Origin of the sequence: Chelatococcus asaccharovorans, assembly GCF_003201475.1 — a bacterium.
GTDB classification, from domain to species: Bacteria; Pseudomonadota; Alphaproteobacteria; order Rhizobiales; family Beijerinckiaceae; genus Chelatococcus; species Chelatococcus asaccharovorans.
On sequence record NZ_QJJK01000026.1, the window covers coordinates 1 to 22,850 of the forward strand.

Here is a 22,850-nt window from a genome sequence, read left to right on the forward strand (position 1 = left end):
TCTGCCATCACGCCAATCCTAACCGGACCTTCAACTGTCGTTGCCGGAATGTTCCTTTCGTTGTCGTTTTTCAACAGCTATGAGGTCATTGGGCCCGCTTGGCCCGGAAGACGTAGAGCGCGCCGGAGAACGGATCGGCGCCGGTGTCGCGCACCAGTGCCGCCAGGCCGTCCGGGCCTTTCCTGAAGTCGACCGGGCGCGTCGCCACATAGACCTTGGCTCCCGCTGGGATCATGCCGATCGCAACGCACGGATCGCCTCAACCAGAAGGCTTGACGACACATTGGCAACCACGCGGATGGTCGCATCGCCGATGACGATCTCCAGGCGGCCCACGCGATCATCTTCGCCATGCGCCACCTCCACCGTCGCAAAGCTTTGCGCCTCCGCCAGCGGCCGTTCCGGCAACATAGCAATGGCGCCTGAACGGATCGCCTTGCGCCGCCATGCAAACACCTGCTGCGGGCTCACGTCATGCGCACGGGCAACCGCCGAGACATTCGCTCCCGGCGTCATCGCCTCTTCCAGTATCCGAGCCTTCGCGTCGTCCGACCAGCGACGGCGAGGGACAGCAGGGCTGGCATCAAGGCGGTCCGGCACCGCCTCGATGACTGTAAACGTTCCGTGTCTGGACTTGGGTGCAGACTGCAAACAAACCTCCCGCGAGAATCATCACGAGAGTGTCGCTGCCTTCATCAACCCGCGAAACACGGGGTCAGCTTGGCGCTTACCATGCGGCGAAATCCGAGATATTGTAAAATCTCGGCGCAATGCCGACGGGCAGTTCTCCCGCCGAAATCATATCCGGACAGTTCGTTGGCTCGGACGCCGATCTGCTCGGCCAGGTATTCGGCAGCATCGTTCGGGACCAATGTGCCATCGTCAGCGAAAAAACCGCGAGCGCTGAAAAACTTCAACTGTGCGGCCAAGCCGAGCCTCGTAGCGGCTGGTTTGGAATTGATGAAATCAATGTCGGCGTAGCTCACGCTCCATTGGCCGACAAAATCCGAACTCGAAATACCCGTACTCATTAAAACGCTCCTCAAATTAGAGCGCAATGTCACGAACAAACGCGTAGCGGGTCAATCTCGCAAGCTATGTTCCCACAACGTTCTTCGAGTTGGCCAAAATCGCAGCTTCGGGCCGACTGGGCCTTCTTGATTTATGCTTTGTGCGCCTAAGGTCGGCCTCCCTTAGAAAGCTGCAGCTGGGTCTCACTTGTCCTGGCAGAGGAGAGCATCCCCCCATGGGGACAAGAGGATGCTTCATTCGACCACCAGCATTCCCCATCATTCAGGACAAGTCCTTCCGCCTGCATCTTGAGTAGATGTGCGACGACGTTACGCTCTGCTGCACGTCGTAGCCAGGGATGCGACTTCGAGTAGAGCCGGTCCACCAGATCCCAGGTGGTGTGAGGAGCCTTGCGGAGCGTCTGGAGAATAGCCTGCTCACGCTTTAGGCGATGGTTCAGAAGCTCCTTGACATAGGGTCTCGGGTTCATCAGCGGCGGCCCATGCCCTGGCAGGTAGAGCTGGTCGTCACGCGAGAGCATGAGACGCAGGCTGGCGACATAGGCAGCCATGTCGCCACCAGGCGGCGAGACAATGCTGCTCGACCACGACATGACGTGATCGGCGCTAAAGACGAGGCCGTCCGAACGGGCGAAGCAGAGATGATCGCTGGCATGCCCTGGCGTGTGGATAGCTGTCATCCCTGCCACTGTCTCGCCATCCATCAGCAGGACATCGGGCGCGAAGGCAGGATTGGCGCTCAGATGGAAGGCGCAGGTAGCGGCACCGGTTCGTGCCTTGAGGGCGGCAGTCGCGCCGAGATGGTCCGGATGGGTATGACTGAGAAGGATTGCCGAGACCCGCCCCTGAGTCGCGGTCAGGATGTCCTTGAGGTGATCGTCATCGTCCGGACCGGGATCGAGAACGACAAAGCCGTCCGCTGCTTCGATCAGGTAGGTGTTGGTGCCGTGGTAGGTCATCAGGCTCGGATTGTTGGCGACAATCCGGGAGATGCCTGGGACGATCGGCAGCGCCACTCCGCGTTTAGGATCTGGTTCAGTGAGGAATGCCATCTGGCTCACACTCTACTAAAGCTGGTCGTAATGCTGTCATCGCAGGCGCCGTTCATTGTGATAAGGACCCGCTGTCCGTTATGCCGGATGTTCATAGCCTCCCTCAATCTCACATATTCACGTAGTTCGGCCCGCCACCGCCCTCGGGCGTGACCCAGGTGATGTTCTGGTTCGGATCCTTGATGTCGCAGGTCTTGCAGTGGACGCAGTTCTGGGCGTTGATCTGGTAGCGCGCGCCCCCCTCGCCTTCCACCCACTCATAGACGCCGGCCGGGCAGTAGCGCTGCGAGGGACCGCCATAAACGTCGTGCTCGGAGGCCTTCTGCAGCCCCATATCCTTCACCTTGAGATGGACCGGCTGGTCCTCCTCATGGTTGGTGTTGGACAGGAACACCGAGGACAGCTTGTCGAAGGTCAGCACCCCGTCCGGCTTGTCGTACTTGATCGGCGTCACCTGATCGAGGGGCAGCAGGCATTCATGGTCGGGCTTGCCGTGCTTCATGGTGCCGAAGGGCGACCAGCCGAAGAGTTCAGTCAGCCACATGTCGAGCCCGACCAGCGCCACGCCGGCCGCCGTGCCGTAGCGCGACCACAGCGGCTTCACGTTGCGCACCCGCTTGAGGTCGTAGCCGATGGGCGAGGAGCGCCAGTCCTCCTCGTAGGCCGCAACCTCGTCATGGGCCCGGCCCGCCTGCAGGGCCGCGAAGACGTGATCGGCGCAGAGCATGCCGGACAGGATCGCGTTGTGGCTGCCCTTGATGCGCGGCACGTTGACGAAGCCGGCCGAGTCGCCGACGAGGCAGCCGCCCGGGAAGGACAGCCGCGGCACCGATTGCCAGCCGCCCTCCATGATGGCGCGCGCCCCGTAGCCGATGCGCTTGGCCCCCTCGAACACGTCGCGCACCATCGGGTGCGTCTTGAAGCGCTGGAATTCGTCGAAGGGCGACAGGGTCGGGTTCTTGTAGTTCAGGTGCACCACGAAGCCGACCGACACGACGTTGTCGTCGAAATGGTAGAGCCAGGAGCCGCCGCCGGCATTGTTGGGCAGCGGCCAGCCCATGGAGTGGCGCACGAGGCCGGACTGGAACTTCTCCGGCTTGACCTGCCAGAGCTCCTTGATGCCGATGCCGTATTTCTGGTGATCCTTGCCCGCGTTCAGGCCGAAGCGGTCGACCATCTGCCTGGTGAGCGAGCCGCGCGCGCCCTCACCGAAGATGGTGTACTTGGCGCGCAGCTCCATGCCGCGGGTGAAATTGGCGTTGGGCTCGCCGTTGCGGCTGATGCCCATGTCGCCGGTGGCCACCCCCACCACCTTGCCGTCCTCGACCAGCACCTCGGAAGCCGGGAAGCCCGGATAGATCTCGACGCCGAGCTCCTCCGCCTTGCGGCCGAGATAGCGCGCGACGTTGCCGAGGGAGCCGACGAAGTTGCCGTGGTTGTTCATGAGCTTGGGCATGAACAGGTTGGGGAACTTAACGCCGCCGGCATGGCCCAGATACATGAACTCGTCGGCCGTCACTTCCGTCTTGAGCGGCCGGTCGGGATCGGAGCGCCAGTCCGGCAGGAGGCCGTCGAGGCCGATCGGGTCGACCACCGCGCCGGAGAGGATGTGGGCGCCGACCTCGGAGCCCTTCTCGACCACGACCACGGAGATGTCCGCGCCTGCCTCCGCCGCCTGCTGCTTGAGCCGGATCGCCGTCGCCAGACCGGCCGGCCCCGCGCCCACCACGACAACGTCGAACTCCATCGATTCACGAGCGGGGAGATTTGCCATTAAATAGTTCTATCCAGGAGAAGTTTGTCAAGATCAGTGAAAAGAACGCTCTCACAAGGTGTTCCTCACCTCCATGCCAGCAAATTCAGCTATCTCGGCCATCATTTGGCATCATACTATGGGGTTGCATGAGGCTAAGGATTTTAGCGATCGGCAGAGAATACTCGTATACTTGAACTACCAGCGTGCCTACACGGACAGTGTCGGCGTTCCGCATGTCATACAGCCTCGAGAGCGATGGAAATGCCCTGCCCTACACCGACGCACATGGTGGCAAGCGCGCGCCTCTTGCCCCGGAGCTTGAGTTCGAGGGCAGCCGTGCCGGTGATGTTGGCCCCGGACATACCGAGGGGATGACCGAGGGCGATGGCGCCGCCGTTCGGGTTCACGTGCTCTGCATTCTCAGGAATGCCGAGTTGGCGCAGAACCGCGATGCCTTGACTGGCAAACGCCTCGTTCAGCTCTATTACATCAAAGTGCGCCGGATTCAGGCCGAGGAGGGCGCACAGCTTCTGCGTCGCGGACACGGGTCCAATGCCCATGACGCGCGGCGGCACGCCCGCCGCCGCCCCGCCCATAACGCGCGCGATAGGCTCGAGTCCGTACTTTCGCACCGCGCCCTCGGAGGCGATGATGAGTGCGGCAGAGCCGTCGTTCACACCGGACGCATTCCCTGCTGTTACAGTGCCATCCTTCCGGAATGGGGTCGGCAGCTTTGCCAACTGCTCTAGCGTTGTGTCCGCACGGGGATGCTCATCTGTTTCTACGATGACTGGGTCGCGTTTCCGCTTCGGTATCGTGACTGGAACGATCTCACAAGCCAAGCGTCCATTTGCCTGTGCTGCAGCGGTCTTCCTCTGTGAGCGGAACGCAAAGACGTCTTGGTCCTCGCGGGAGACACCGAAATCTTGAGCGACGTTCTCACCCGTCTCGGGCATCGAGTCGACACCATATTGCTGCTTCATTCGTGGATTGATGAAGCGCCAGCCGATGGTCGTATCATAGATTTCTGCACTACGGGAATAAGCTGCCTCGGCCTTGGGCATAACGAATGGTGAGCGCGACATGGACTCGACGCCGCCAGCGACCATTATCTCCACTTCGCCTGCCTTGATAGCACGGGCGGCTGTGATGACCGCATCCAAGCCGGATCCACAGAGACGATTGATGGTAGTGCCAGGAATGGAACTTGGCATTCCCGCCAGCAGCGCGGCCATACGGGCAACGTTGCGGTTATCCTCTCCAGCTTGGTTGGCGCAGCCATAGATCACGTCGTTAACGGCCTCGAAGTCGACGTTAGGATACCGCTCCATAAGTGCGTTGAGTGGTACTGCAGCGAGATCATCCGCACGCACGCTTGACAAGTCACCGCCATAGCGACCGATAGGAGTGCGCACATAGGCACAAATGTAAGCCTCAACCATTGGTCAACTCCTCCTTCAGTTCCGGAAGGATTGTGAAGAGGTCGCCGACGAGGCCGTAATCGGCCACCTGGAAGATCGGCGCCTCCTCGTCCTTGTTGATCGCCACGATCACCTTGGAGTCCTTCATGCCGGCCAGATGCTGAATGGCCCCTGAAATCCCCACCGCGATATAGAGATCCGGCGCCACGACCTTGCCGGTCTGGCCCACCTGCCAGTCGTTGGGAGCATAGCCCGCATCCACCGCTGCGCGTGAGGCGCCCATGGCCGCGCCGAGCTGATCGGCGATCGGCTCGATGTACTTGGCGAAGTTCTCCGCCGAGCCGAGCGAGCGCCCGCCCGAGATGATGATCCGGGCCGAGGTCAGCTCGGGCCGGTCGGTCTGGGCGATCTCTTCGCCCTTGAAGGACGAGGTGCCCGGATCCTCGGCGGCGTTCACCGTCTCGATGGACGCCGAGCCACCTTCGCCCGCCGCCGGGAAGGCCGCGGTGCGAACCGTGATCACCTTCTTGGCATCGGTTGCCTGTACCGTCTGGATGGCGTTGCCAGCATAGATCGGCCGCTCGAAGGTGTCGGGAGACACCACCTTGGTGATGTCGGAGACCTGCATCACGTCGAGGAGGGCAGCCACGCGCGGCATGATGTTCTTGCTCTTGCTCGTGGCGGGCGCCACCAGGGCGTCGTAGGAACCAGCCAGGGACACGATCAGCGCCGCACTCGGCTCGGCGAGTTGGTGTTCGTAAGCGGCGCCCTCGGCCAGCAGCACCTTCTGAACGCCCTCGAGCTTGGAAGCAGCCTCGGCCGCAGCCTTCGCGTTGGCGCCGGCGACCAGCACATGCACGGGAGCGCCCAGAGCCTGGGCGGCGGAGAGCGCTTTGTGGGTGGCGTCCTTCAGGTGAGCGTTGTCGTGCTCGGCGATCAGAAGAGTGGTCATTGGTCTTGTTTCTCCTTAGAGCACGCCGGCTTCGACTTTGAGCTTCTGGACTAGCTCGGCCACGGAGCCGACCTTCACGCCCGCCTTGCGGCCGCCGGGCTCGACGGTCTTGATCACCTTCAGGCGCGGGGACACGTCGATGCCGAGGGTCTCCGGCGAGGTCTCGTCGAGGGGCTTCTTCTTGGCCTTCATGATGTTGGGCAAGCTGGCATAGCGCGGCTCGTTGAGGCGCAGGTCCGTGGTCACGATAGCAGGGAGCTTCAGGCCCACCGTCTGCAGCCCGCCGTCGACCTCGCGGGTGACGTCGATGGAACCCTCGCCCACCGCGACCTTGAAGGCAAACGTGCCCTGCGGCCAGCCCAGCAGGGCTGCCAGCATCTGGCCGGTCTGGTTAGCATCGTCGTCGATGGCCTGCTTGCCCATGATGACAAGGTCGGGCTTTTCCTGCTCGACCACCTTGGCCAGGATCTTGGCCACGGCGAGCGGCTCGACCGTGGCGTCGGTCTTGACCAGGATGCCACGGTCGGCGCCCATGGCGAGTGCGGTACGGATGGTCTCCCCCGCCTGCTGCGGTCCGATGGAGACGGCAACGATTTCGGTGACCTTGCCCTGCTCTTTCAGGCGCACGGCCTCCTCGACGGCGATCTCGTCGAAGGGGTTCATGGACATCTTGATGTTGGCCAGTTCCACACCCGACCCGTCCGGTTTCACCCGGATCTTCACGTTGAAATCAACAACCCGCTTCACACACACAAGAAGCTTCATTCGTCTGTCTTTCATCTCAAAGTAAACTTGCTCTCAGGCTGCTGCTACGAGACCTCCCACCCGTGCAACTTGATGAAGATGATGCGCCGTGTCGCCAAACAGGCTTTCGATCATAGTGAGCCGCTTAAAGTAATGCGCTCCAATATACTCCATCGTCATCCCGATGCCTCCATGAAGTTGCACCGCCTCTTGACCGACGAAGCGGGCGGAACGATTAATTTGCACTTTCGCCGCGGAAATGGCGGAGCGCCTCTCATCGGCATTGTCGCTTCCGACCATCATGGCTGCGTACATTTCCATTGATCGGGCTTGTTCCAGCGCCATCAGCATATCAACCGCACGATGCTGCAAGGTTTGGAAGCTTCCGATCGAGACACCGAACTGCTTCCGAGTCTTAAGGTATTCGACTGTGAGCTGGTGCAGGGACTCCATGGCTCCAACAGCCTCCGCGGACAGAGCCGCGATTGTTTCACCGATGACATGCTCTAGGAAAGGATATCCTCCGTCGACCGGTCCAAGGATCGCGTCAGTCGACACGATCGTACCCGAGAATTCAATCTCGGTTGCACGTCCCCCGTCTTGGGTACTGTAGGTCCGGCGGGAGATACCCGGCGTGTTTGCGTCCACTAGAAATAGGGTGACGCCGTACTGACTACGTTGTTCACCGGAGGTCCGCGCGCTCACGACGAACAGATCTGCACTGTCACCAGCTAGAACGAGGCTCTTTTGGCCATCAATGACATAGCCTCGGTCGGTTTTCTCCGCCGTCGTCGCTATGTCAGCCAAATCATACCGCGCTTGGCGTTCGGTTTGGGCCAAAGCTAGCTTCAGGTTGCCCACGACGATTTCGGGAATATAGGCTGCCTTCTGCTCAGCGCTTCCAGCATGACGAAGGAAGCCGCCGCCGAGAACGACAGTCGTAAGATAGGGCTCCAGGGAAAGTCCGCGTCCCAGAGCTTCCATCACCACCATCGTCTCCACAGGGCCTCCTCCGAAACCACCATCCTCCTCGGAAAACGGTAGGCCCAGGAGACCAAGCTCGGCGAACTGGGCCCATATAGCCTCACTGAAGCCGAGAGGCTCCTTTCGGTACGCTTCTCGCTTTTCCAGAGAACTGTAGCGGCTTGCGATAAGGCGATCGATGCTGTCCTTGAGAAGCATCTGCTCGGGGGTTAGATCGAAATTCATATTGAAAACCTCACAGGCCGAGTATGGCTCTAGCGATGACGTTGCGCTGAATCTCGTTCGAACCGCCGTAAATCGTAACCTTGCGGTTGTTGAAGTACGTTGGCGCTGCTGCATCTACCCAATCGAAGCCGCCTGGTGGCTCGTTAGGACCGGCTCCAATTTGGTCACCTGTCAGCAGAGCGTAGGGGCCGGCCGCCTCTAGCAGCAACTCCGTTGTCGTCTGCTGGAGTTCCGAGCCTTTGATCTTGAGGATTGACGACGCGGGGTCTGGCTTGCTCGATCCAGTCTTGCTTTGCGTCGCCACCACTCGCATCTGGGTAATTTCAAGTGCTTTCAACTCGATCTCGACAGATGCAACCCGAGCGCGGAAATCTCGATTGTCCCAAAGAGTGCCGGTACCCACGGGGACTTCCTTAGCCAGGCGCTTGATGCGTGCGATGCGTTCCTTCGACAATCCAATGCGGGCGATGCCGGTGCGCTCGTTTGCGAGCAGGAACTTAGCGTAGTCCCAACCCTTGTTTTCTTCGCCTACGAGGTTCTCAATTGGGACCCTGACATTATCGAAGAAGATTTCATTAACCTCATGCCTGCCGTCGATAGTAATAATCGGCCTTACGGTGATGCCAGGCGTCTTCATGTCGATGAGCAGGAACGATATTCCGGCTTGCTTCTTGACCGTCGGATCTGTCCGCACGAGACAGAAGATCCAATCGGCGTATTGTCCGAGTGTGGTCCATGTCTTCTGTCCGTCTACGACGTAGAAGTCGCCTTCACGCAAGGCACGTGTCTTGAGCGAGGCGAGGTCCGATCCTGCGCCCGGCTCCGAGAACCCCTGGCACCACCAATCATCCAGATTGGCAATTCGAGGCAAGAAGCGCTTCTTCTGCTCCTCTGAGCCAAAGGCCGCAATAACCGGTCCGACCATATAGCAATTGAATTGGAGAGGAAGCGGTACAGCTGCTTGCAGAAGCTCCTCTGTGAAGATGTACCGCTGGATCGGCGTCCAAGGTTGACCACCCCACTCCAGCGGCCAATGGGGAACTGCCCAATCCCGCGCATTAAGAATTCGCTGTGAGATGACGTAGTCTTCACGTGATAGTCTACGCCCTTCCGAGACCTTGCGCCGGATCTCAGCCGGAATTTCGGTACGGAAGAATGATCGCACCTCATCACGAAAGGCGTTCTCCTCTTCGGTGAAACGTAGATCCATATCGTTATCCGTTTCTGAGCTTGAGAAAGTTTGCGATGCGCCATTGCATCTGGCGCACCTCTGGCTCCAGAGCAAAGCGGAACGCTGGATAATTGCCATGTAGTCCTACCTCATGGTCACCGGGTGTGGCAGTTGTCCCGGCGATCATCGCTTTGATCCCGCGATCGGCACCTGTCCTCTCGCGGACGAGTAATGCCAAGGCGTCGTCACCTTGTTCTCTCGATAGGGCTAGAGAATACCGGACGGCGTAGATATCAAGCAATCTCGATCTATTCCAGGTGCCCAGGATATCTTTCTGCCAGGATGGAGATTGCTGCCTCATTAGACGCGCTCCCGAGCCAAGTCTGCGAAGGTGCGCTCTTCACTGGCCAAGCGTTGCAGCAAACGCGCCGGCTCGAGGCTGTCGTCTCCGCTCTCCTCGGAGAGCACCTCCAGCCTCGCAGCGATCCTTCTCAGCCCGACCCTATCGGCCCAGTACATGGGACCTCCACGCCAGGCTGGCCAATTGTACCCGTTCAGCCAGATGACATCGATGTCACTCGTCCGTGCCGCAATCCTTTCGTCAAGGATGCGAGCTCCCTCGTTCACCATAGGGTACATCAACCGTTCAATGATCTCATCCGCTGTGAAAGTTCGACGTTTAACCGCCAGGGAGTATGATACCTCCTCAATCAAATGTTCGACTTCGGGGTCGCGGTGAGCAGTCCGGTCCCCTTCCTTGTATGTGTAGTAGCCCCGGCCTGCCTTTTGCCCAAAACGTCCCGCCTCACACAGAGCGTCGGCAACCGCTGCCTTCGTGCCGAGGGAGCGACGTGTCCGCCACCCGATGTCGAGTCCGGCAAGGTCAGCCATTGCGAACGGTCCCATCCGGAAGCCGAACTGGGTCACCGCAGCATCGACCTCATGCGGCAATGCACCGTCAACCAGAAGACGCTCGGCCGCGGTCGTGCGCCTGGCCAGCATGCGGTTGCCGACAAAGCCAAAGCAGACGCCCACCACGACCGGAACCTTGCCCAGCCGGCGGCCTAGGGAAAGAGCAGTCGCAACTACATCCGGTGCCGTCTTGTCCGTACGCACGACCTCAAGGAGGCGCATCACATTCGCGGGACTGAAGAAATGGAGGCCAACAACGTCTTCAGGCCGGGCCGTGGCGGACGCGATCTCATTGATGTCGAGGTAGGAGGTATTCGTAGCAAGAATAGCGCCTTGTCGTGAAAAGCGGTCGAGCTCGCTGAAGATCGCCTTCTTGACCCCCATGTCCTCGAAGACAGCCTCGACCACGACGTCTGCATCCCCGACAGCTTCAAGTCCGACCTGCCCTCGGATGAGCGCAATGCGTCGCTCCTTTTCCTCCGACGTGATGGTGCCACGCTTGACCGAAACGTCGTACGTGCCCTCAATTCGCTCCATCCCGCGGGAGAGCGCCGCCCCGCTTGTCTCGACCACGGTTACGGGAATATCCGCGTTGGCAAAGCACATAGCGATGCCACTTCCCATTGTTCCTGCGCCGATCACCGCAGCGCGGTTGATAGGCCGCGGTAAGGTATCTCTCGACAAACCTGGAACGCGAGCGGTTTCACGTTCGGAGAAGAACACATAGCGCAGGGCCTTGGAACGGTCATCCGCAATTAAGCGCAAAAATTGCTCCCGTTCGAGGGCAAGACCTTCTTCGAAGGACATCTCGAATGTGGCACGTACCAATTCTACAAGGGTAGCCACATTCGGCATCTCAGCTGCGCGGCGGGATATTTCCACGGCGGCTACTTCAAACGCTTCCCGTGCTTCGGAGGTCGAGCGGTCGGTGCTCTCGGAGACAAGGGGCCATGAGCCATTGCGGGCCAGATTAAGCGCCTGCGCCATTGCTGTTTCCACGAGATTGCCTTCGGCTACAGCATCCACAATCCCAAGACTGAGTGCCGCCTTGGCATCAACAGGCTCTCCACTGCTCATTATCTGAAGGGCGGCTGCGGCCCCGATGAGGCGCGGAAGGCGCTGGGTGCCGCCAGATCCTGGAATGAGTCCAAGTTTGACCTCAGGCAAACCCAACTTCGCGTCGGGCGACGCTACTCGGGAATGACACGCCAGAGCAAGCTCAAGGCCACCACCCAAAGCCACGCCGTTGATCGCAGCTACAATCGGCTTCGGGCTCTTCTCCAAAGCGGCGATAAGTTCAGGCAAGGAAGGGGGCCGGGCGAGCTTTCCGAACTCCGCAATATCGGCGCCGGCGGTAAAGGTTTTTCCAGACGATGCAATTACAATCGCTTGCACATTTGGATCAGCCGCAGCCGCTTGCACAGCCTTCACTAAGCCTTGGCGAACGTCGGCATTCAGCGCATTGACAGGAGGATTGTCGATTGAAACTAGGGATATTTTCCCTTTGTTCTCCGCACGCACCATTTATCACTCCATTAGTCACTATCGGCGGTACATCACCCGATTATCTCGCTACTGAAATGTGCTCTTTCCAGCTCGTGGCGCGTTCTGCGCTTGCCCCAGCGGCCCACTCCCAGACGGCTTTGCTGTTTGCGATCTCGCCCACACCAGCGGCATAAGGTCTGACAGCACTTCCACTATCCTCCGCATATAGATGGCGGCGGCGCTCCCGCTAAACTCCGCAGTAGAAGCGGTGACCCAGTAATAAGATTACTCAGCACAGAATAGCATGGCGATTCACGTAGATTCGGCGTGGCACTCATCGCGCTATCAAGCAGGCGATCGGGTTGGAAATTCGGGTTTACGTTTCTCACGAAGCGACGATAGTCCTTCGCGTGCTTCTGGTCCTGTGAAGCCCAGCATCTCTAGCGCGAGCGAAGTATCAAATGAGGGGCCGAACATTCGGAGCCAGTTGTTGAGTGCGTATTTTGTCCAGCGCAAAGCGCTTGGAGCGCCGTCGGCAAGACGCTTCGCCACCTCTAGGGATTTACCTTCAAGTTCGATGTCATCGACACAGAGCGATACTAGACCGGCTTCTGCGGCTTGCTCTCCGTTCATTGGCTCACATAACATGAGATGATATTTCGCTCTTGCGAGCCCACAGAGTAAAGGCCAAAGAATAACAGCGTGATCGCCAGCCGCGACGCCGAGCCGGGTGTGTCCATCAACGATCCGAGCGCTTTTCGCGGCGATCGAAACATCTGCCAAAAGAGCTGCTGCTAGCCCGGCCCCTACTGCTGGACCGTGAATAGCGGATACGATGGGCTTGCTACAGTTGATGATATTATAAACTAAATCTTTCGCCTCCCGCCAGACGCGGACGCGCGTATCGTAATCGTCGATAATGTCTTGAATCATCGCGAAATCGCCACCTGCGGAAAAGCCCTTGCCGGCTCCGCGAATGATCACTGCATTAACTTCGGGATCAGCGTCGATCTCTCTCCAAATCTCCGTGAGTTCCCGGTGCCCAACCGCGTCAAGTGCGTTTAAGCGCTCTGGTCGGTCAAGCGTAATTCGAAGAACGCGCTCGGCGGGTCGGTCGACTGTAAGATTGGTGTAGTTGTTGTAAGCTTTTTCCACAGGTTTCCTCCAAGATCATGCCGTTAATGCCGCTGAACGCGGAGGGGCTGTAGCCTGCGAGAGGGTTGTTACGATGCCCTCTGAGATGAGACTGCTAATTTCATCCTCCCGCAGGCCCGCCGCGCGCAAGATTTCGACGCTATGTTCGCCTAAAAGAGGTGGGGCCGAACGTGGGGAGCGATCATGGTCGCCGAAGAGCACTGGCATCGATACGGCGTTCAGGGCTCCATAAATTGGATGTGGACAGGACACAACCATCCCGCGCTCGGCCGCCTGTGGCTGGGCGAGAGCCTCTGGGACGGTGTGGATAGGGGAATGCGGGACTCCCCCCCGAGTAAGGATCGAAATCCAATCCTGAACCGTCTTGCCTGCGATCGCAGCTGACACATGCGCGACCGTCTCATCAAAGTTCTGAACTCGAGCAGCATTGGTTGCAAAGCGCATATCATCACAGATATCGTTCAGTCCGACTGCTTCACAGAATGCTTTCCAAAGCTTATCGTTGCCGACCGCGATAAGAATGTGGCCGTCCGCTGCCTGGAAGGCCTGATAAGGACAGAGCGACTCGTGGCCGGACCCTGAGCGCCCAGGTGTACGGCCTGTCGCCCAAAAAGTCTGGGCTGTATAGCCGAGGAACGCGAGTGCTGTCTCGAAGAGGGACACCTCGAGGAATTGCCCCTCTCCTGTTCGATCACGGTGACGGAGTGCAGCCAAGATACCAAGCGCAGCGTGGATGCCAGTCGTCTGGTCTAAGGGTGAAAATGCGCTACGCGCCGGAGCTCCCCCTTTTTCGCCAGTGATGCTCATGATGCCGCTGAAAGCCTGCGCCATTACGTCGTAACCTGGCGCATCGGCAAGAGGACCGCTTCGTCCAAACCCGGAAATACTGGCATAGATAAGATCTGGCTTGATCGCAGCAAGGGCTGCATAGTCTACACTGAGGCGCGTGGTTACGCCTGATCGAAAGCTCTCCACGAAGACGTCTGACTGGGCGATTAGTCGCTTCAGGACCTTGCGACCCGCATCGGCCTTCAAATCGATAGCGAGACTGCGCTTATTCTTGTTCGCGCTCAGAAATACTGCGCCATTGCCCGCCACGAATGGTGGCCACGAACGCGTGTCGTCCCCAACGTTGCATGGCTCCACCTTGATCACCTCGGCCCCAAGATCGCCCAGATACTGCGTGCAGACCGGCCCCGCGAGAACCTTAGACAGGTCGATTACCTTGATGCCCTGGAGGGGGCTAAATCGAGCCCTGGTAGTGGCTGGGACATCCAGCATCGTGCTCATCTCCTTCAAACTCAACCATCAGAGGTTGATACTATTGATGACTGTACGGATTTCCAAGACTGCTGCCGGATTAACGAGAGACGACAGATCACCCGGTTCCTCGCCTAGGCAGGCGGCTCGGACAACCCTGCGCATGACCTTCATATTTCGCGTCTTCGGCAGTTCCGAAACTGGCAAGATGAACTTTGGCCGGAAGGGAGGGCCCAAACCAGTTACGACCAACCGCTCCAGTTCTGATCTCAGCGCCTCGTTCCATTCCAAGCCCGGCATGAGTGTCACAATACAGCCGACAGCCTGTCCTTTGACGGGGTCCGGCACTCCCACTACAGCCGCCTCTGCAATCTTACCGCCGCCCGTGAGAAGACCTTCGATCTCAGACGGGCCAGTGCGCTTTCCGGCGATCTTTAGTGTATCATCGGAGCGTCCGCGGATGTACCAGAACCCGTCCTCATCGCGGTAAGCCCAGTCCCCCTGACGCCATAGTCCGCGGAACGTGCTCCAGTAGCTCTCCAGATAGCGTTCATCATCACGCCAGAGGCTACGTGTCAATCCGATAGAAGGCCCGCGTAGAACAAGTTCTCCGACCGTACCGGGGGCGACGCTCTGCCCTACGTCATCAACGATATCGGCCTGCATACCTGGTATCACGGCAGTGAAGGCACACGGCTTCATCGGGTGGAGCACGGTTCCTGTCAGGATCGCGCCACCGATCTCCGTTCCACCCGTATAATTGAGGATCGGTACGCGCTTCCGGCATACATTCTCAAAAGTCCACATCCAAGCTTCTGGAGTCCAGACTTCTCCCGTCGACGCACAGATTCGGAGGGATGATAAACTCCATTGGTCCACTTCTGCGCCACCTGCCTTGATGAAGCTTCGGATGATCGTAGGAGCGATTCCAAGGAAAGTGACTTGGTGGTCCTCGATCAGGCGCCACATGCGGCTGACGTCAGGGTAATCAGGACCACCTTCCGCCAACACGGCCGTTGCACCGAGAAGGGTAGCACCGACAGCGACGATCGGCCCGACAAGCCAACCCATGTCGCTCATCCACAAGAGTCGATCGGAACTCTTGACGTCGAGCATCAATCCAAGGTCGAGGGCCATTTTGGCGGGAAACCCGCAATGGCTGTGAACTGTGCCTTTAGGTTTACCCGTCGTACCCGACGTGTACATAAGCATCAGCGGGTCATCAGCCTGCATTTCCTCAGTTGGGCACTCCCCGCTGACTGTCAACGACAGCTCATGCAGCCAATGATCTCGTTCGTCTACGAGCGACACCTCGTTGTGAGCGTGGCGCAGAACAATGATCCGCTGCAGCGATGGAGCAGATTTCGCAGCTTCGTCGACAACGCTGTACATCGGAACAAGCGTCCCCCGTCGATGGCTTCCGTCGGCCGTGATCACGGCAGAGGCTCCGGCGTCATTCAAGCGCGTCGCAAGTGCGGAAACACCGAAACCGGAGAATAGCGGCAGAGCTATAGCGCCGATTTTGGCGACGGCAAAGAAGGCAACGATCGCCTCAGGCACATTCGGCAGATGAAGGCCAACGACGTGCCCGCGCCCAATGCCGATGGTGCGTAGCCCTGTGGCGAGCATGTCTATTTGATGGCTGACCTCCTCATACGACAGGCGGCGGATCTCGCCGGACTCCCCCTCCCAGACGACACACTCCTTTTGCCAGACTGGCGTATTTCGATGTCGCTCGATGCAACTGAGAACGGCATTTGTCTGTCCGCCGACGCACCATCGCGCGAATGCAGGCCCGCGTGAGAGATCGAGCAGCTCCTCATAAGGGTGGTGAAATTGAAGGTTGGAAAGAATTGTACCCCAGAACCAGTTTGGATCCGCTTCCGCACGGGCGAGCAGACTCTCATAGGTAGAGAGCCCGTGCGAGTTCATGAATGCCTTGAGATTGCTTGCCTCAATGAGGTCCTTCGGTGGCTCCCAGACGATCGTATCAATCATTGTGCTCGTGTTCCTAAGCAGTCGTTGGAATTGGAACTCACTGGTCACGACATCTCAGGCTATGCCTGGATCATTCGCTTTTTTCATAAGCGCCAGTCGGCGCGCCGTGACGACCAACTTTCCTTCTTGATTGAAACCACGCGTTTCGAATTCAACGACTCCGGCGTCGGGCCGCGATTTAGAGTCTCGCTTCCCGACAACTTCAGTCTCTGCACGCAATGTGTCCCCAATGCGAACGGGGTTCGGGAAACTGATGCTGCCGAAGCCGAGATTTCCCAGGGTTGTTCCGAGCGTAAGCTCGGTTACACCGACACCGACAGCAAGCCCGAGCGTAAAGATACTGTTGACTACCCGAGAGCCGTACATGGACGTTTGTGAGAAAGCTTCGTCAAGATGGAGCGGCTGCGTGTTGTGCGTGAGGGCTGTGAACAATAGATTGTCTGTCTCAGTGACCGTACGCGTAATCGCATGGCGGTAAACCTCACCAATGACGAGTTCCTCGAAGTAGCGACCAGATGTTTTCTTCGACATTGCGTCCTCTGGATTGCGATTTACTGTGAACGGACAGATTGCGCGAGGGCGACAATGCTCCTCGCGGTTGTCACGTGAGCATTGTCGATGTGTTCGCCCTGAAAGGTCACAGCGCCGCGACCAGCGGCCCGTGCGACGTCGAACGCATCAATCATTGCTATGTAGTACGCGACCTCATCGGCCGACGGAGTATAGGCGTCGTTCACGACGGTGACATTCGACGGATGGAGGACTAGCTCGCCACTGAATCCCAGCTGTCGATTGAACTTCGCCCAGCGTGCTAAGCCTTCAAGATCGTGTACTTCCTGCCACAAGCCTCCAATTGGAGCTTTTCCAGCTGCCCGTGCTGCGGCGACGACGCTCGACCGCATGTAAAGTGTTTCAAGGCCCTGTTCGGTCCATTGAAAACCAAGGGATCGAGAGACGTCGCCGTTCTTTGCACTTGCGCCAACTACAGCAGTAACTCTCGGATGCTGTGCAATATTATACGCTTCAACCACGGAACGGGCTGTTTCCAGGACGGGAACTAATGCTGTCTGACCCGCCTTTATATCCCGACGACTTTCGGCCTCCGACACCAATGCGGCTGCGATACCAACGTCTTCGGCACTCTCCGGCTTTGGCAGGATCAGTCCCTCGAGCCCGGGCTGGACTACGGCGACGATGTCCTCGAAGTTAAACATGTGCGCGCTGCGGTTTATGCGGACGTATACCCGCTGGCCCGATGCAGCGAGTTGTGCAATACTGCGGTTCGCTACGTCTCGCGCTGCGCCCTTATCGGTTTCCGTAACGCTGTCCTCCAGGTCCAGGATCACGGCGTCGGCGCCATAGCCGGGGATTTTCTCAATCCAGGTTGGCCTGTTGGCTGGTACGAAGAGGAAGGATCGAATTATCGTCATGTGACTGTCTCGCCCCTGGATGATCAGTAGGACTTTGGAAGGCCGAGTTTCTTTTCGGCGATGTTGCAGAGGATGAGCTGAGGACTGATCGGGGCAATGCGTAGGATCATGATCTCACGCAGCAAACGCTCGACGTGGTACTCTTTCGCGTATCCGAACCCACCATGGGTCAGAATTGCTGTCTCGCAAGCCCGGAATGCTGCTTCTGCGGCAAGGAGTTTGGCGGCGTTGGCCTCTGGACCACATGGAAGGTTGCGATCGTACAGTCCTGCGGCGCGGAAGGTCATCAGATTCGCGGCCTCCAATTCAGCCCAGGAGCGTGCCAGAGGGTGCTGCACACCTTGGTTCATTCCGATCGGTCGGTCGAACACTATGCGCTCTCGAGCATACTGCGATGCCCGCTGCAGTGCGGCACGTCCAACGCCGACCGCTTCAGCTGAGACCAGCACCCTCTCAGGGTTCATGCCGTGGAGGATACACTCGAACCCCTTTCCCTCTTCTCCGATACGGTCCTCGACTGGGACCGGTAGCTCGTTGATGAACAGCTCATTGGAATCAACGGCCTTCCGGCCCATCTTTGGGATCTCGCGCACATCCACGTATTTACGATCGAGTTTTGTATAGAAAACAGTCAGCCCGTCGGTCGGCCGCTGGACCTCTTCTAGGGGGGTCGTACGCGTGATGATCAGCATGTAGTCGGCGACCTGTGCGGTCGATATCCAGACCTTCTGTCCGGAGATGAGATAATGGTCGCCCTTGCGCTCTGCCTTGGTCTTTAGTTTTGTCGTATTGAGTCCGGTACTGGGTTCGGTCACTGCAAAGCAAGCCTTAGCCTCGCCTTGGATCAGCGGCGGCAGCATGCGCTCTTTCTGCTCGTCCGTGCCGTATACCACAACTGGCTGCAGACCGAAGATATTCATGTGAACGGACGAGGCGGCACTCAAACCGCCGGATTCCGCAATTGCCTGCAGCATGACAGCAGCCTCGGTGATGCCGAGGCCAGAGCCGCCGTATAGTTCCGGCATAGCAATGCCCAGCCATCCATTTCGTGCGATCTCGCTGTAGAACTCTTCCGGAAATCCGCCTCTTTCGTCTCGTTCGAGCCAATACTGCGCATCGAACCGTGCACACAGCGCAAGGATCTGCTCGCGGATCTCACGTTGGTCTGGGCTAAACTCGAAATCCATTGTGCCACTGCTCCACTTGGTAAGTTCGTAAATGAGAACATCATTCATTTATTCGAACGTCAAGTGTTTTTTATGGCGGGGGTCAGTTCTGGAAGCGCCGCAGTTGCCCCTTCGAGCGATCACGGCTGCAGCGCAGCAGGGCCTTGCCATTATAGGCGTACCCGCAGCACCGGCAGACGGTTAGCCCCTGCAGCAGCCAGCGCTGACCACAGCAGCGCTCGCGCTTGTACTTTCGGTTCTCGGCCAGTTGCGCCTGAGCGGCTTCAAAGAGCTCGTCGTCCACGAGTCTCGGCACCGGCACCTCGATCCAGTCCTCTGGCGGCGCGGGCATGCGGCTGGTGGCGCGGGCGGACCGCTGGGGATGTCCCCGGAGCGGCCGCAGCCGCGGCTTGGGCGGCAGATAGCGCGAACGGCCATACACGGCGTGCCCAGTATAGGCCGGGTTCGCCAGCATGCCGCGCACCGTCGAGGCGTACCAGCGCGCGGCACCATGGCGTCGTGGACATCCCGTTTGATCCAGACGCCGGCAGACCTCGCGCAGGCTTAACCGCTCACAGGCAATCCAGGCGAAGATCTGGCGCACGACGCGGGCCTCGTCCTCCACCACCTCAAAGCGAGCACAACCGCCGCCATGCTCGCGCGCCACATAGCGGTAGCCGAACGGAGCACCGGAGCACCGGTGAAGGCACTCACCAATCCTGAACGTGCGGCATGACGGCGGCCGCGGCGACTGCGCTCCAGGATGCGGGCCCGCTCATACGTAAGCGGTGTTCCAGCCGCACCTTACATTCGCATGTCTGAGCAGCGAGACTGACGATCTGGGATTGAGGATCGTTTTGTGTCGATGGTTGACCATATGCTTGAGCCGCCGCGAGCGGTGCGACGCCTGGAAGTGATCACTGGAGCCGGCGGACGCCGGCGCTGGTCGGCCGATGAGAAGACGCGGATCCTGGAGGAAGCGATGGCGCCGGGTGCGGTGGTGTCGGAAGTGGCCCGCCGCAACGGCATGTCGCCCCAGCACCTGTTTACCTGGCGTCGCCAGGCCAAGCGAGAGGCCGACAATCATCCGCTGGCCTTTACCCCGGTTGTTGTCAGCCCTGACACGCCGCAGCCCAATCCGGCCGCCGGCCGTGAGGCAATCATCGAGATTGTCGTGGAGGGTGTCGTCATCCGCGTCCCGCCCGGTGTCGATGGAGCGACACTGGCCCGCGTGCTGCACGCGCTCAAGAGCCTGCGATGATCGGACCGAGCGGGATCGTTCGAGTCCTGGTGGCGACAAAGCCCGTTGACTTCCGCAAAGGGGCAGATGGCCTCGCTGCGCTCGTGCGCGAGACCATGGTAAGCCCACGGTGAAGGCCGTCTTGCGATGAGGGCCTGCTGACTGCCAGTCCTAGTGGTAACACTAGGAGTAGTCATATGACGAAGCATCTAATTGAGGTGATCACGTCTGTGGAGCGCCGTCGGCGTTGGTCACGCGAAGATAAAGAGCGGCTCGTCGCTGCGTGCTTTGAGCCAGACGCGGTCATCTCCGAGATTGCCCGCGCGGCCGGCATCCATGTCAGCCAGTTGTTCCGTTGGCGCAAAGAGCTTTGTCGGATCGAGGAGCCAAGATCTGACACTGCGGCTTTGGTGCCGGTGATCGTGTCCGAGGCCGCTTCGACAGTCTCCCCCGCTCAGCCGGAACCACCCACCAAGTTCCATCCTCGTCGGAAGCGCAGTGATGTAACAATCGAACTTGGTCGGGGCCGACGCGTCCGCGTGGATAGCGACATCGACACGGAAGCGCTTGGCCGGATACTCGATTGCGTGCTGGGGCTGCGATGATCCCGGTTCCGAGTGGAGTGAAGGTCTGGTTGGCGACGGGCCACACCGATATGCGCAAAGGCTTCCCCGGTCTGTCGTTGATGGTGCAGGAGGCGCTAAAGCGCGACCCGATGTGCGGTCACCTGTTCGTATTCCGCGGCCGAGGCGGTGGCTTGATCAAGGTGATCTGGCATGACGGCCAGGGAGCTTGCCTGTTCACGAAGAAGCTCGAGCGAGGACGCTTCATTTGGCCTTCAGCGGCCGATGGCACGGTAGTGATCACGCCTGCGCAGCTCGGTTATCTGCTGGAGGGCATCGACTGGCGGATGCCGCAAAAGACCTGGCGGCCAACGTCGGCCGGATAAGCAAAAACACTGGAATGATGGGGTCGAATATGATTCCATCCTGTCATGAGCAATGCGACCGAAGAGCTTCCGGACGACCTTGCCAGTGCCCTCGCACTGCTGGCCCAGGAACGTGCTCGCCGTGTCGCAGCCGAAGGAGAAGCGGCGACCGCCAAGGCAGAAGCCGCCAGCGCCAAGGCACTTGTATCGCATTCCGAGGCGCTGATCGCACGGCTGAAGCTGGAGATCGACAAGGTTCGACGTGAACTCTACGGCAGCCGATCCGAGCGTAAGGCGCGGCTCCTTGAGCAGATGGAACTGCAGCTCGAGGAGCTCGAAGCGGATGCCGGTGAAGATGAATTGGTCGCGGAAATCGCCGCCAAAGCTTCAACCGTCAAAGCCTTCGAGCGCAGGCGTCCGTCACGTAAGTCATTCCCCGAACACCTGCCACGCGAACGCGTCGTTATCGCCGCTCCTGCCAATTGCGCCTGCTGCGGATCGGCTAAGTTGTCGAAGCTTGGCGAGGACATCACCGAGACCCTGGAGGTCGTACCGCGTCAGTGGAAGGTCATCCAGACGGTGCGGGAGAAGTTTACCTGCCGCGAGTGTGAGAAGATCACGCAGCCGCCGGCACCATTCCACGTAACGCCCCGCGGTTTTGCAGGGCCGAACCTGCTGGCGATGATCCTGTTCGAGAAGTTCGCCCAGCACCAGCCACTCAATCGCCAGAGCGAACGCTATGCCCGCGAGGGCGTCGACCTCAGCTTGTCGACGCTGGCCGATCAGGTTGGAGCATGTGCAGCGGCGCTGAAGCCCATCCACTCCCTGATCGAGACGCATGTCCTTGCCGCCGAGCGACTGCATGGCGACGACACGACCGTCCCGATCCTCGCAAAGGGAAAGACCGATACGGGCCGCATCTGGACTTATGTCCGGGATGATCGGCCGTTCGGAGGCCTCTCACCGCCGGCAGCCCTTTACTATGCCTCGCGCGATCGGCGGCAGGAACATCCGGAGCGCCACCTGAAGACCTTCACCGGTATTCTGCAGGCGGACGCCTATGGTGGCTACAATCCGCTGTTCAAGGATGATCGCGATCCAAATCCGCTAAGTCAGGCGTTTTGCTGGGCGCACTCGCGGCGCAAGTTCTTCGTGCTCGCCGACATTGCCGCAAACGCCAAGCGTGGAAAGAACGCCACGCCGATCTCGCCTATGGCGCTTGAGGCCGTCAAACGGATCGACAGCCTGTTCGATATCGAGCGCGAGATCAACGGGCTCACTGCCGATCAACGCCTGGAGAGTCGCCACAAGGAAAGCCTGCCGCTCGTCGATGATCTGCAGGCCTGGCTTCAAACCGAGCGGTTAAAGCTGTCACGCAGTTCTCCGGTCGCGGAGGCCATTGATTATATGCTCAAGCGATGGGACGGCTTCACGTCATTCCTGGAGGATGGCCGGATTTGCCTCACGAACAACGCCGCGGAGCGAGCCCTGCGAGGCTTCGCACTCGGTAGGAAGTCCTGGCTCTTCGCCGGATCAGACCGCGGCGCGGATCGTGCAGCCTTCATGGCAACGTTGATCATGACGGCAAAACTCAACGACATCGATCCGCAAGCGTGGCTTGCCGACATTCTTGCCCGCATCGCGGACACACCGATTACCAAGCTGGAACAACTGCTTCCTTGGAATTGGACGTCGCCGACCGTCAACGCTCAAGCTGCCTGACCTGTGGCCTTCACCGGAGGCTTACGGCTTATCTCACCGACGTGCTGAGCCGCATCGCCACCGGCCATCTCAACACCCGCCTCGATGATCTGCTGCCGTGGGCCCATGCCGCCGCGCCAAATCTGTAACCGGCCGATCAGGACCCAGGTTTGGGTTTAGAGTCCCCGATAGGGGATCAGGAAACCCCACGCCTTTAGGCGGCATGGGATAAGAGGCAT

The 22,850-nt window shown here is 59.4% G+C and carries 23 protein-coding genes and 1 pseudogene; 5 read left to right on the plus strand and 19 right to left on the minus strand.

Translation table 11 applies throughout. The features are described 5' to 3' along the window. Positions 1-85: 85 nt before the first annotated feature. From tnpB (C7450_RS32555) to C7450_RS32645, 19 genes and pseudogenes are all read right to left on the minus strand, one after another. Complete coding sequence (tnpB, locus tag C7450_RS32555; protein WP_110378579.1) at positions 86-235, minus strand: IS66 family insertion sequence element accessory protein TnpB; 150 nt, start codon at positions 233-235, stop codon at positions 86-88. Then, positions 232-651, minus strand: coding sequence for a transposase (locus C7450_RS34970; RefSeq protein ID WP_110378580.1), 420 nt, complete (start codon positions 649-651; stop codon positions 232-234). The genes tnpB (C7450_RS32555) and C7450_RS34970 overlap by 4 nt, the downstream gene beginning before the upstream one ends. A gap of 80 nt (positions 652-731) precedes the next feature. Then, a pseudogene (locus C7450_RS32565) lies at positions 732-1,031 on the minus strand (DUF4158 domain-containing protein); the annotation flags it as partial. 146 nt (positions 1,032-1,177) lie between these two features. Then, positions 1,178-2,083 (minus strand): MBL fold metallo-hydrolase, encoded by a 906-nt coding sequence (locus C7450_RS32570; RefSeq protein WP_110378581.1) that lies wholly within the window; start codon positions 2,081-2,083, stop codon positions 1,178-1,180. Between the two features lie 109 nt (positions 2,084-2,192). Beyond that, positions 2,193-3,857 (minus strand): electron transfer flavoprotein-ubiquinone oxidoreductase, encoded by a 1,665-nt coding sequence (locus C7450_RS32575; RefSeq protein ID WP_110378582.1) that lies wholly within the window; start codon positions 3,855-3,857, stop codon positions 2,193-2,195. Between the two features lie 218 nt (positions 3,858-4,075). Next, positions 4,076-5,281: a 3-oxoadipyl-CoA thiolase gene (gene pcaF / locus C7450_RS32580; protein WP_110378583.1), complete on the minus strand. Its 1,206-nt coding sequence runs from the start codon at positions 5,279-5,281 to the stop codon at positions 4,076-4,078. Next, positions 5,274-6,212 (minus strand): electron transfer flavoprotein subunit alpha/FixB family protein, encoded by a 939-nt coding sequence (locus C7450_RS32585; RefSeq protein ID WP_110378584.1) that lies wholly within the window; start codon positions 6,210-6,212, stop codon positions 5,274-5,276. Before C7450_RS32585 ends, pcaF begins: the two co-directional genes overlap by 8 nt. A gap of 15 nt (positions 6,213-6,227) precedes the next feature. Further along, positions 6,228-6,977 carry an electron transfer flavoprotein subunit beta/FixA family protein gene (locus C7450_RS32590; RefSeq protein ID WP_110378585.1) on the minus strand — a complete coding sequence of 250 codons (750 nt, stop codon included), beginning with the start codon at positions 6,975-6,977 and terminating at the stop codon, positions 6,228-6,230. Positions 6,978-7,010: 33 nt separating this feature from the next. Continuing rightward, positions 7,011-8,165 carry an acyl-CoA dehydrogenase family protein gene (locus tag C7450_RS32595; protein ID WP_110378586.1) on the minus strand — a complete coding sequence of 385 codons (1,155 nt, stop codon included), beginning with the start codon at positions 8,163-8,165 and terminating at the stop codon, positions 7,011-7,013. Between the two features lie 10 nt (positions 8,166-8,175). After that, positions 8,176-9,375, minus strand: coding sequence for an acyl-CoA dehydrogenase family protein (locus tag C7450_RS32600; protein WP_110378587.1), 1,200 nt, complete (start codon positions 9,373-9,375; stop codon positions 8,176-8,178). A 4-nt stretch (positions 9,376-9,379) separates the two neighbouring features. Further along, positions 9,380-9,697, minus strand: a complete 318-nt coding sequence (locus tag C7450_RS32605) for a hypothetical protein (protein ID WP_110378588.1) — start codon at positions 9,695-9,697, stop codon at positions 9,380-9,382. Further along, complete coding sequence (locus tag C7450_RS32610; RefSeq protein ID WP_110378589.1) at positions 9,697-11,772, minus strand: 3-hydroxyacyl-CoA dehydrogenase NAD-binding domain-containing protein; 2,076 nt, start codon at positions 11,770-11,772, stop codon at positions 9,697-9,699. The genes C7450_RS32605 and C7450_RS32610 overlap by 1 nt, the downstream gene beginning before the upstream one ends. A 306-nt stretch (positions 11,773-12,078) precedes the next feature. After that, positions 12,079-12,888, minus strand: coding sequence for an enoyl-CoA hydratase/isomerase family protein (locus tag C7450_RS32615; RefSeq protein WP_110378590.1), 810 nt, complete (start codon positions 12,886-12,888; stop codon positions 12,079-12,081). A gap of 15 nt (positions 12,889-12,903) precedes the next feature. Next, a complete protein-coding gene (locus C7450_RS32620) occupies positions 12,904-14,169 on the minus strand; it encodes a CaiB/BaiF CoA transferase family protein (protein WP_110378598.1) in 1,266 nt (421 codons plus the stop codon). A gap of 27 nt (positions 14,170-14,196) precedes the next feature. Continuing rightward, on the minus strand, positions 14,197-16,146 hold the full coding sequence (locus C7450_RS32625) for an AMP-binding protein (protein ID WP_110378591.1): 1,950 nt from the start codon (positions 16,144-16,146) through the stop codon (positions 14,197-14,199). 54 nt (positions 16,147-16,200) lie between these two features. Continuing rightward, entirely contained in the window at positions 16,201-16,677 is a 477-nt protein-coding gene (locus C7450_RS32630) for a MaoC family dehydratase (RefSeq protein WP_110378592.1), read from the minus strand. A gap of 20 nt (positions 16,678-16,697) precedes the next feature. Then, a complete protein-coding gene (locus C7450_RS32635; protein WP_110378593.1) occupies positions 16,698-17,576 on the minus strand; it encodes an HpcH/HpaI aldolase/citrate lyase family protein in 879 nt (292 codons plus the stop codon). Positions 17,577-17,599: 23 nt separating this feature from the next. Beyond that, a complete protein-coding gene (locus C7450_RS32640; RefSeq protein WP_110378599.1) occupies positions 17,600-18,763 on the minus strand; it encodes an acyl-CoA dehydrogenase family protein in 1,164 nt (387 codons plus the stop codon). 82 nt (positions 18,764-18,845) lie between these two features. Next, positions 18,846-19,409, minus strand: a complete 564-nt coding sequence (locus C7450_RS32645) for a recombinase family protein (protein WP_245450302.1) — start codon at positions 19,407-19,409, stop codon at positions 18,846-18,848. Between the two features lie 198 nt (positions 19,410-19,607). Here C7450_RS32645 and tnpA (C7450_RS32650) point away from each other — a divergent pair, with 198 nt between their 5' ends. From tnpA (C7450_RS32650) to C7450_RS35270, 5 genes are all read left to right on the plus strand, one after another. Next, complete coding sequence (gene tnpA / locus C7450_RS32650; protein ID WP_110378594.1) at positions 19,608-20,003, plus strand: IS66-like element accessory protein TnpA; 396 nt, start codon at positions 19,608-19,610, stop codon at positions 20,001-20,003. A gap of 176 nt (positions 20,004-20,179) precedes the next feature. Then, on the plus strand, positions 20,180-20,587 hold the full coding sequence (tnpA, locus tag C7450_RS32655) for an IS66-like element accessory protein TnpA (RefSeq protein ID WP_110378595.1): 408 nt from the start codon (positions 20,180-20,182) through the stop codon (positions 20,585-20,587). A 29-nt stretch (positions 20,588-20,616) separates the two neighbouring features. Next, positions 20,617-20,931 carry an IS66 family insertion sequence element accessory protein TnpB gene (gene tnpB, locus C7450_RS32660; protein ID WP_425351277.1) on the plus strand — a complete coding sequence of 105 codons (315 nt, stop codon included), beginning with the start codon at positions 20,617-20,619 and terminating at the stop codon, positions 20,929-20,931. 45 nt (positions 20,932-20,976) lie between these two features. Then, positions 20,977-22,632 (plus strand): IS66 family transposase, encoded by a 1,656-nt coding sequence (gene tnpC / locus C7450_RS32665; protein WP_110378596.1) that lies wholly within the window; start codon positions 20,977-20,979, stop codon positions 22,630-22,632. Beyond that, positions 22,524-22,760 carry a transposase domain-containing protein gene (locus C7450_RS35270; RefSeq protein WP_110378597.1) on the plus strand — a complete coding sequence of 79 codons (237 nt, stop codon included), beginning with the start codon at positions 22,524-22,526 and terminating at the stop codon, positions 22,758-22,760. Before tnpC ends, C7450_RS35270 begins: the two co-directional genes overlap by 109 nt. Positions 22,761-22,850: the final 90 nt, after the last annotated feature.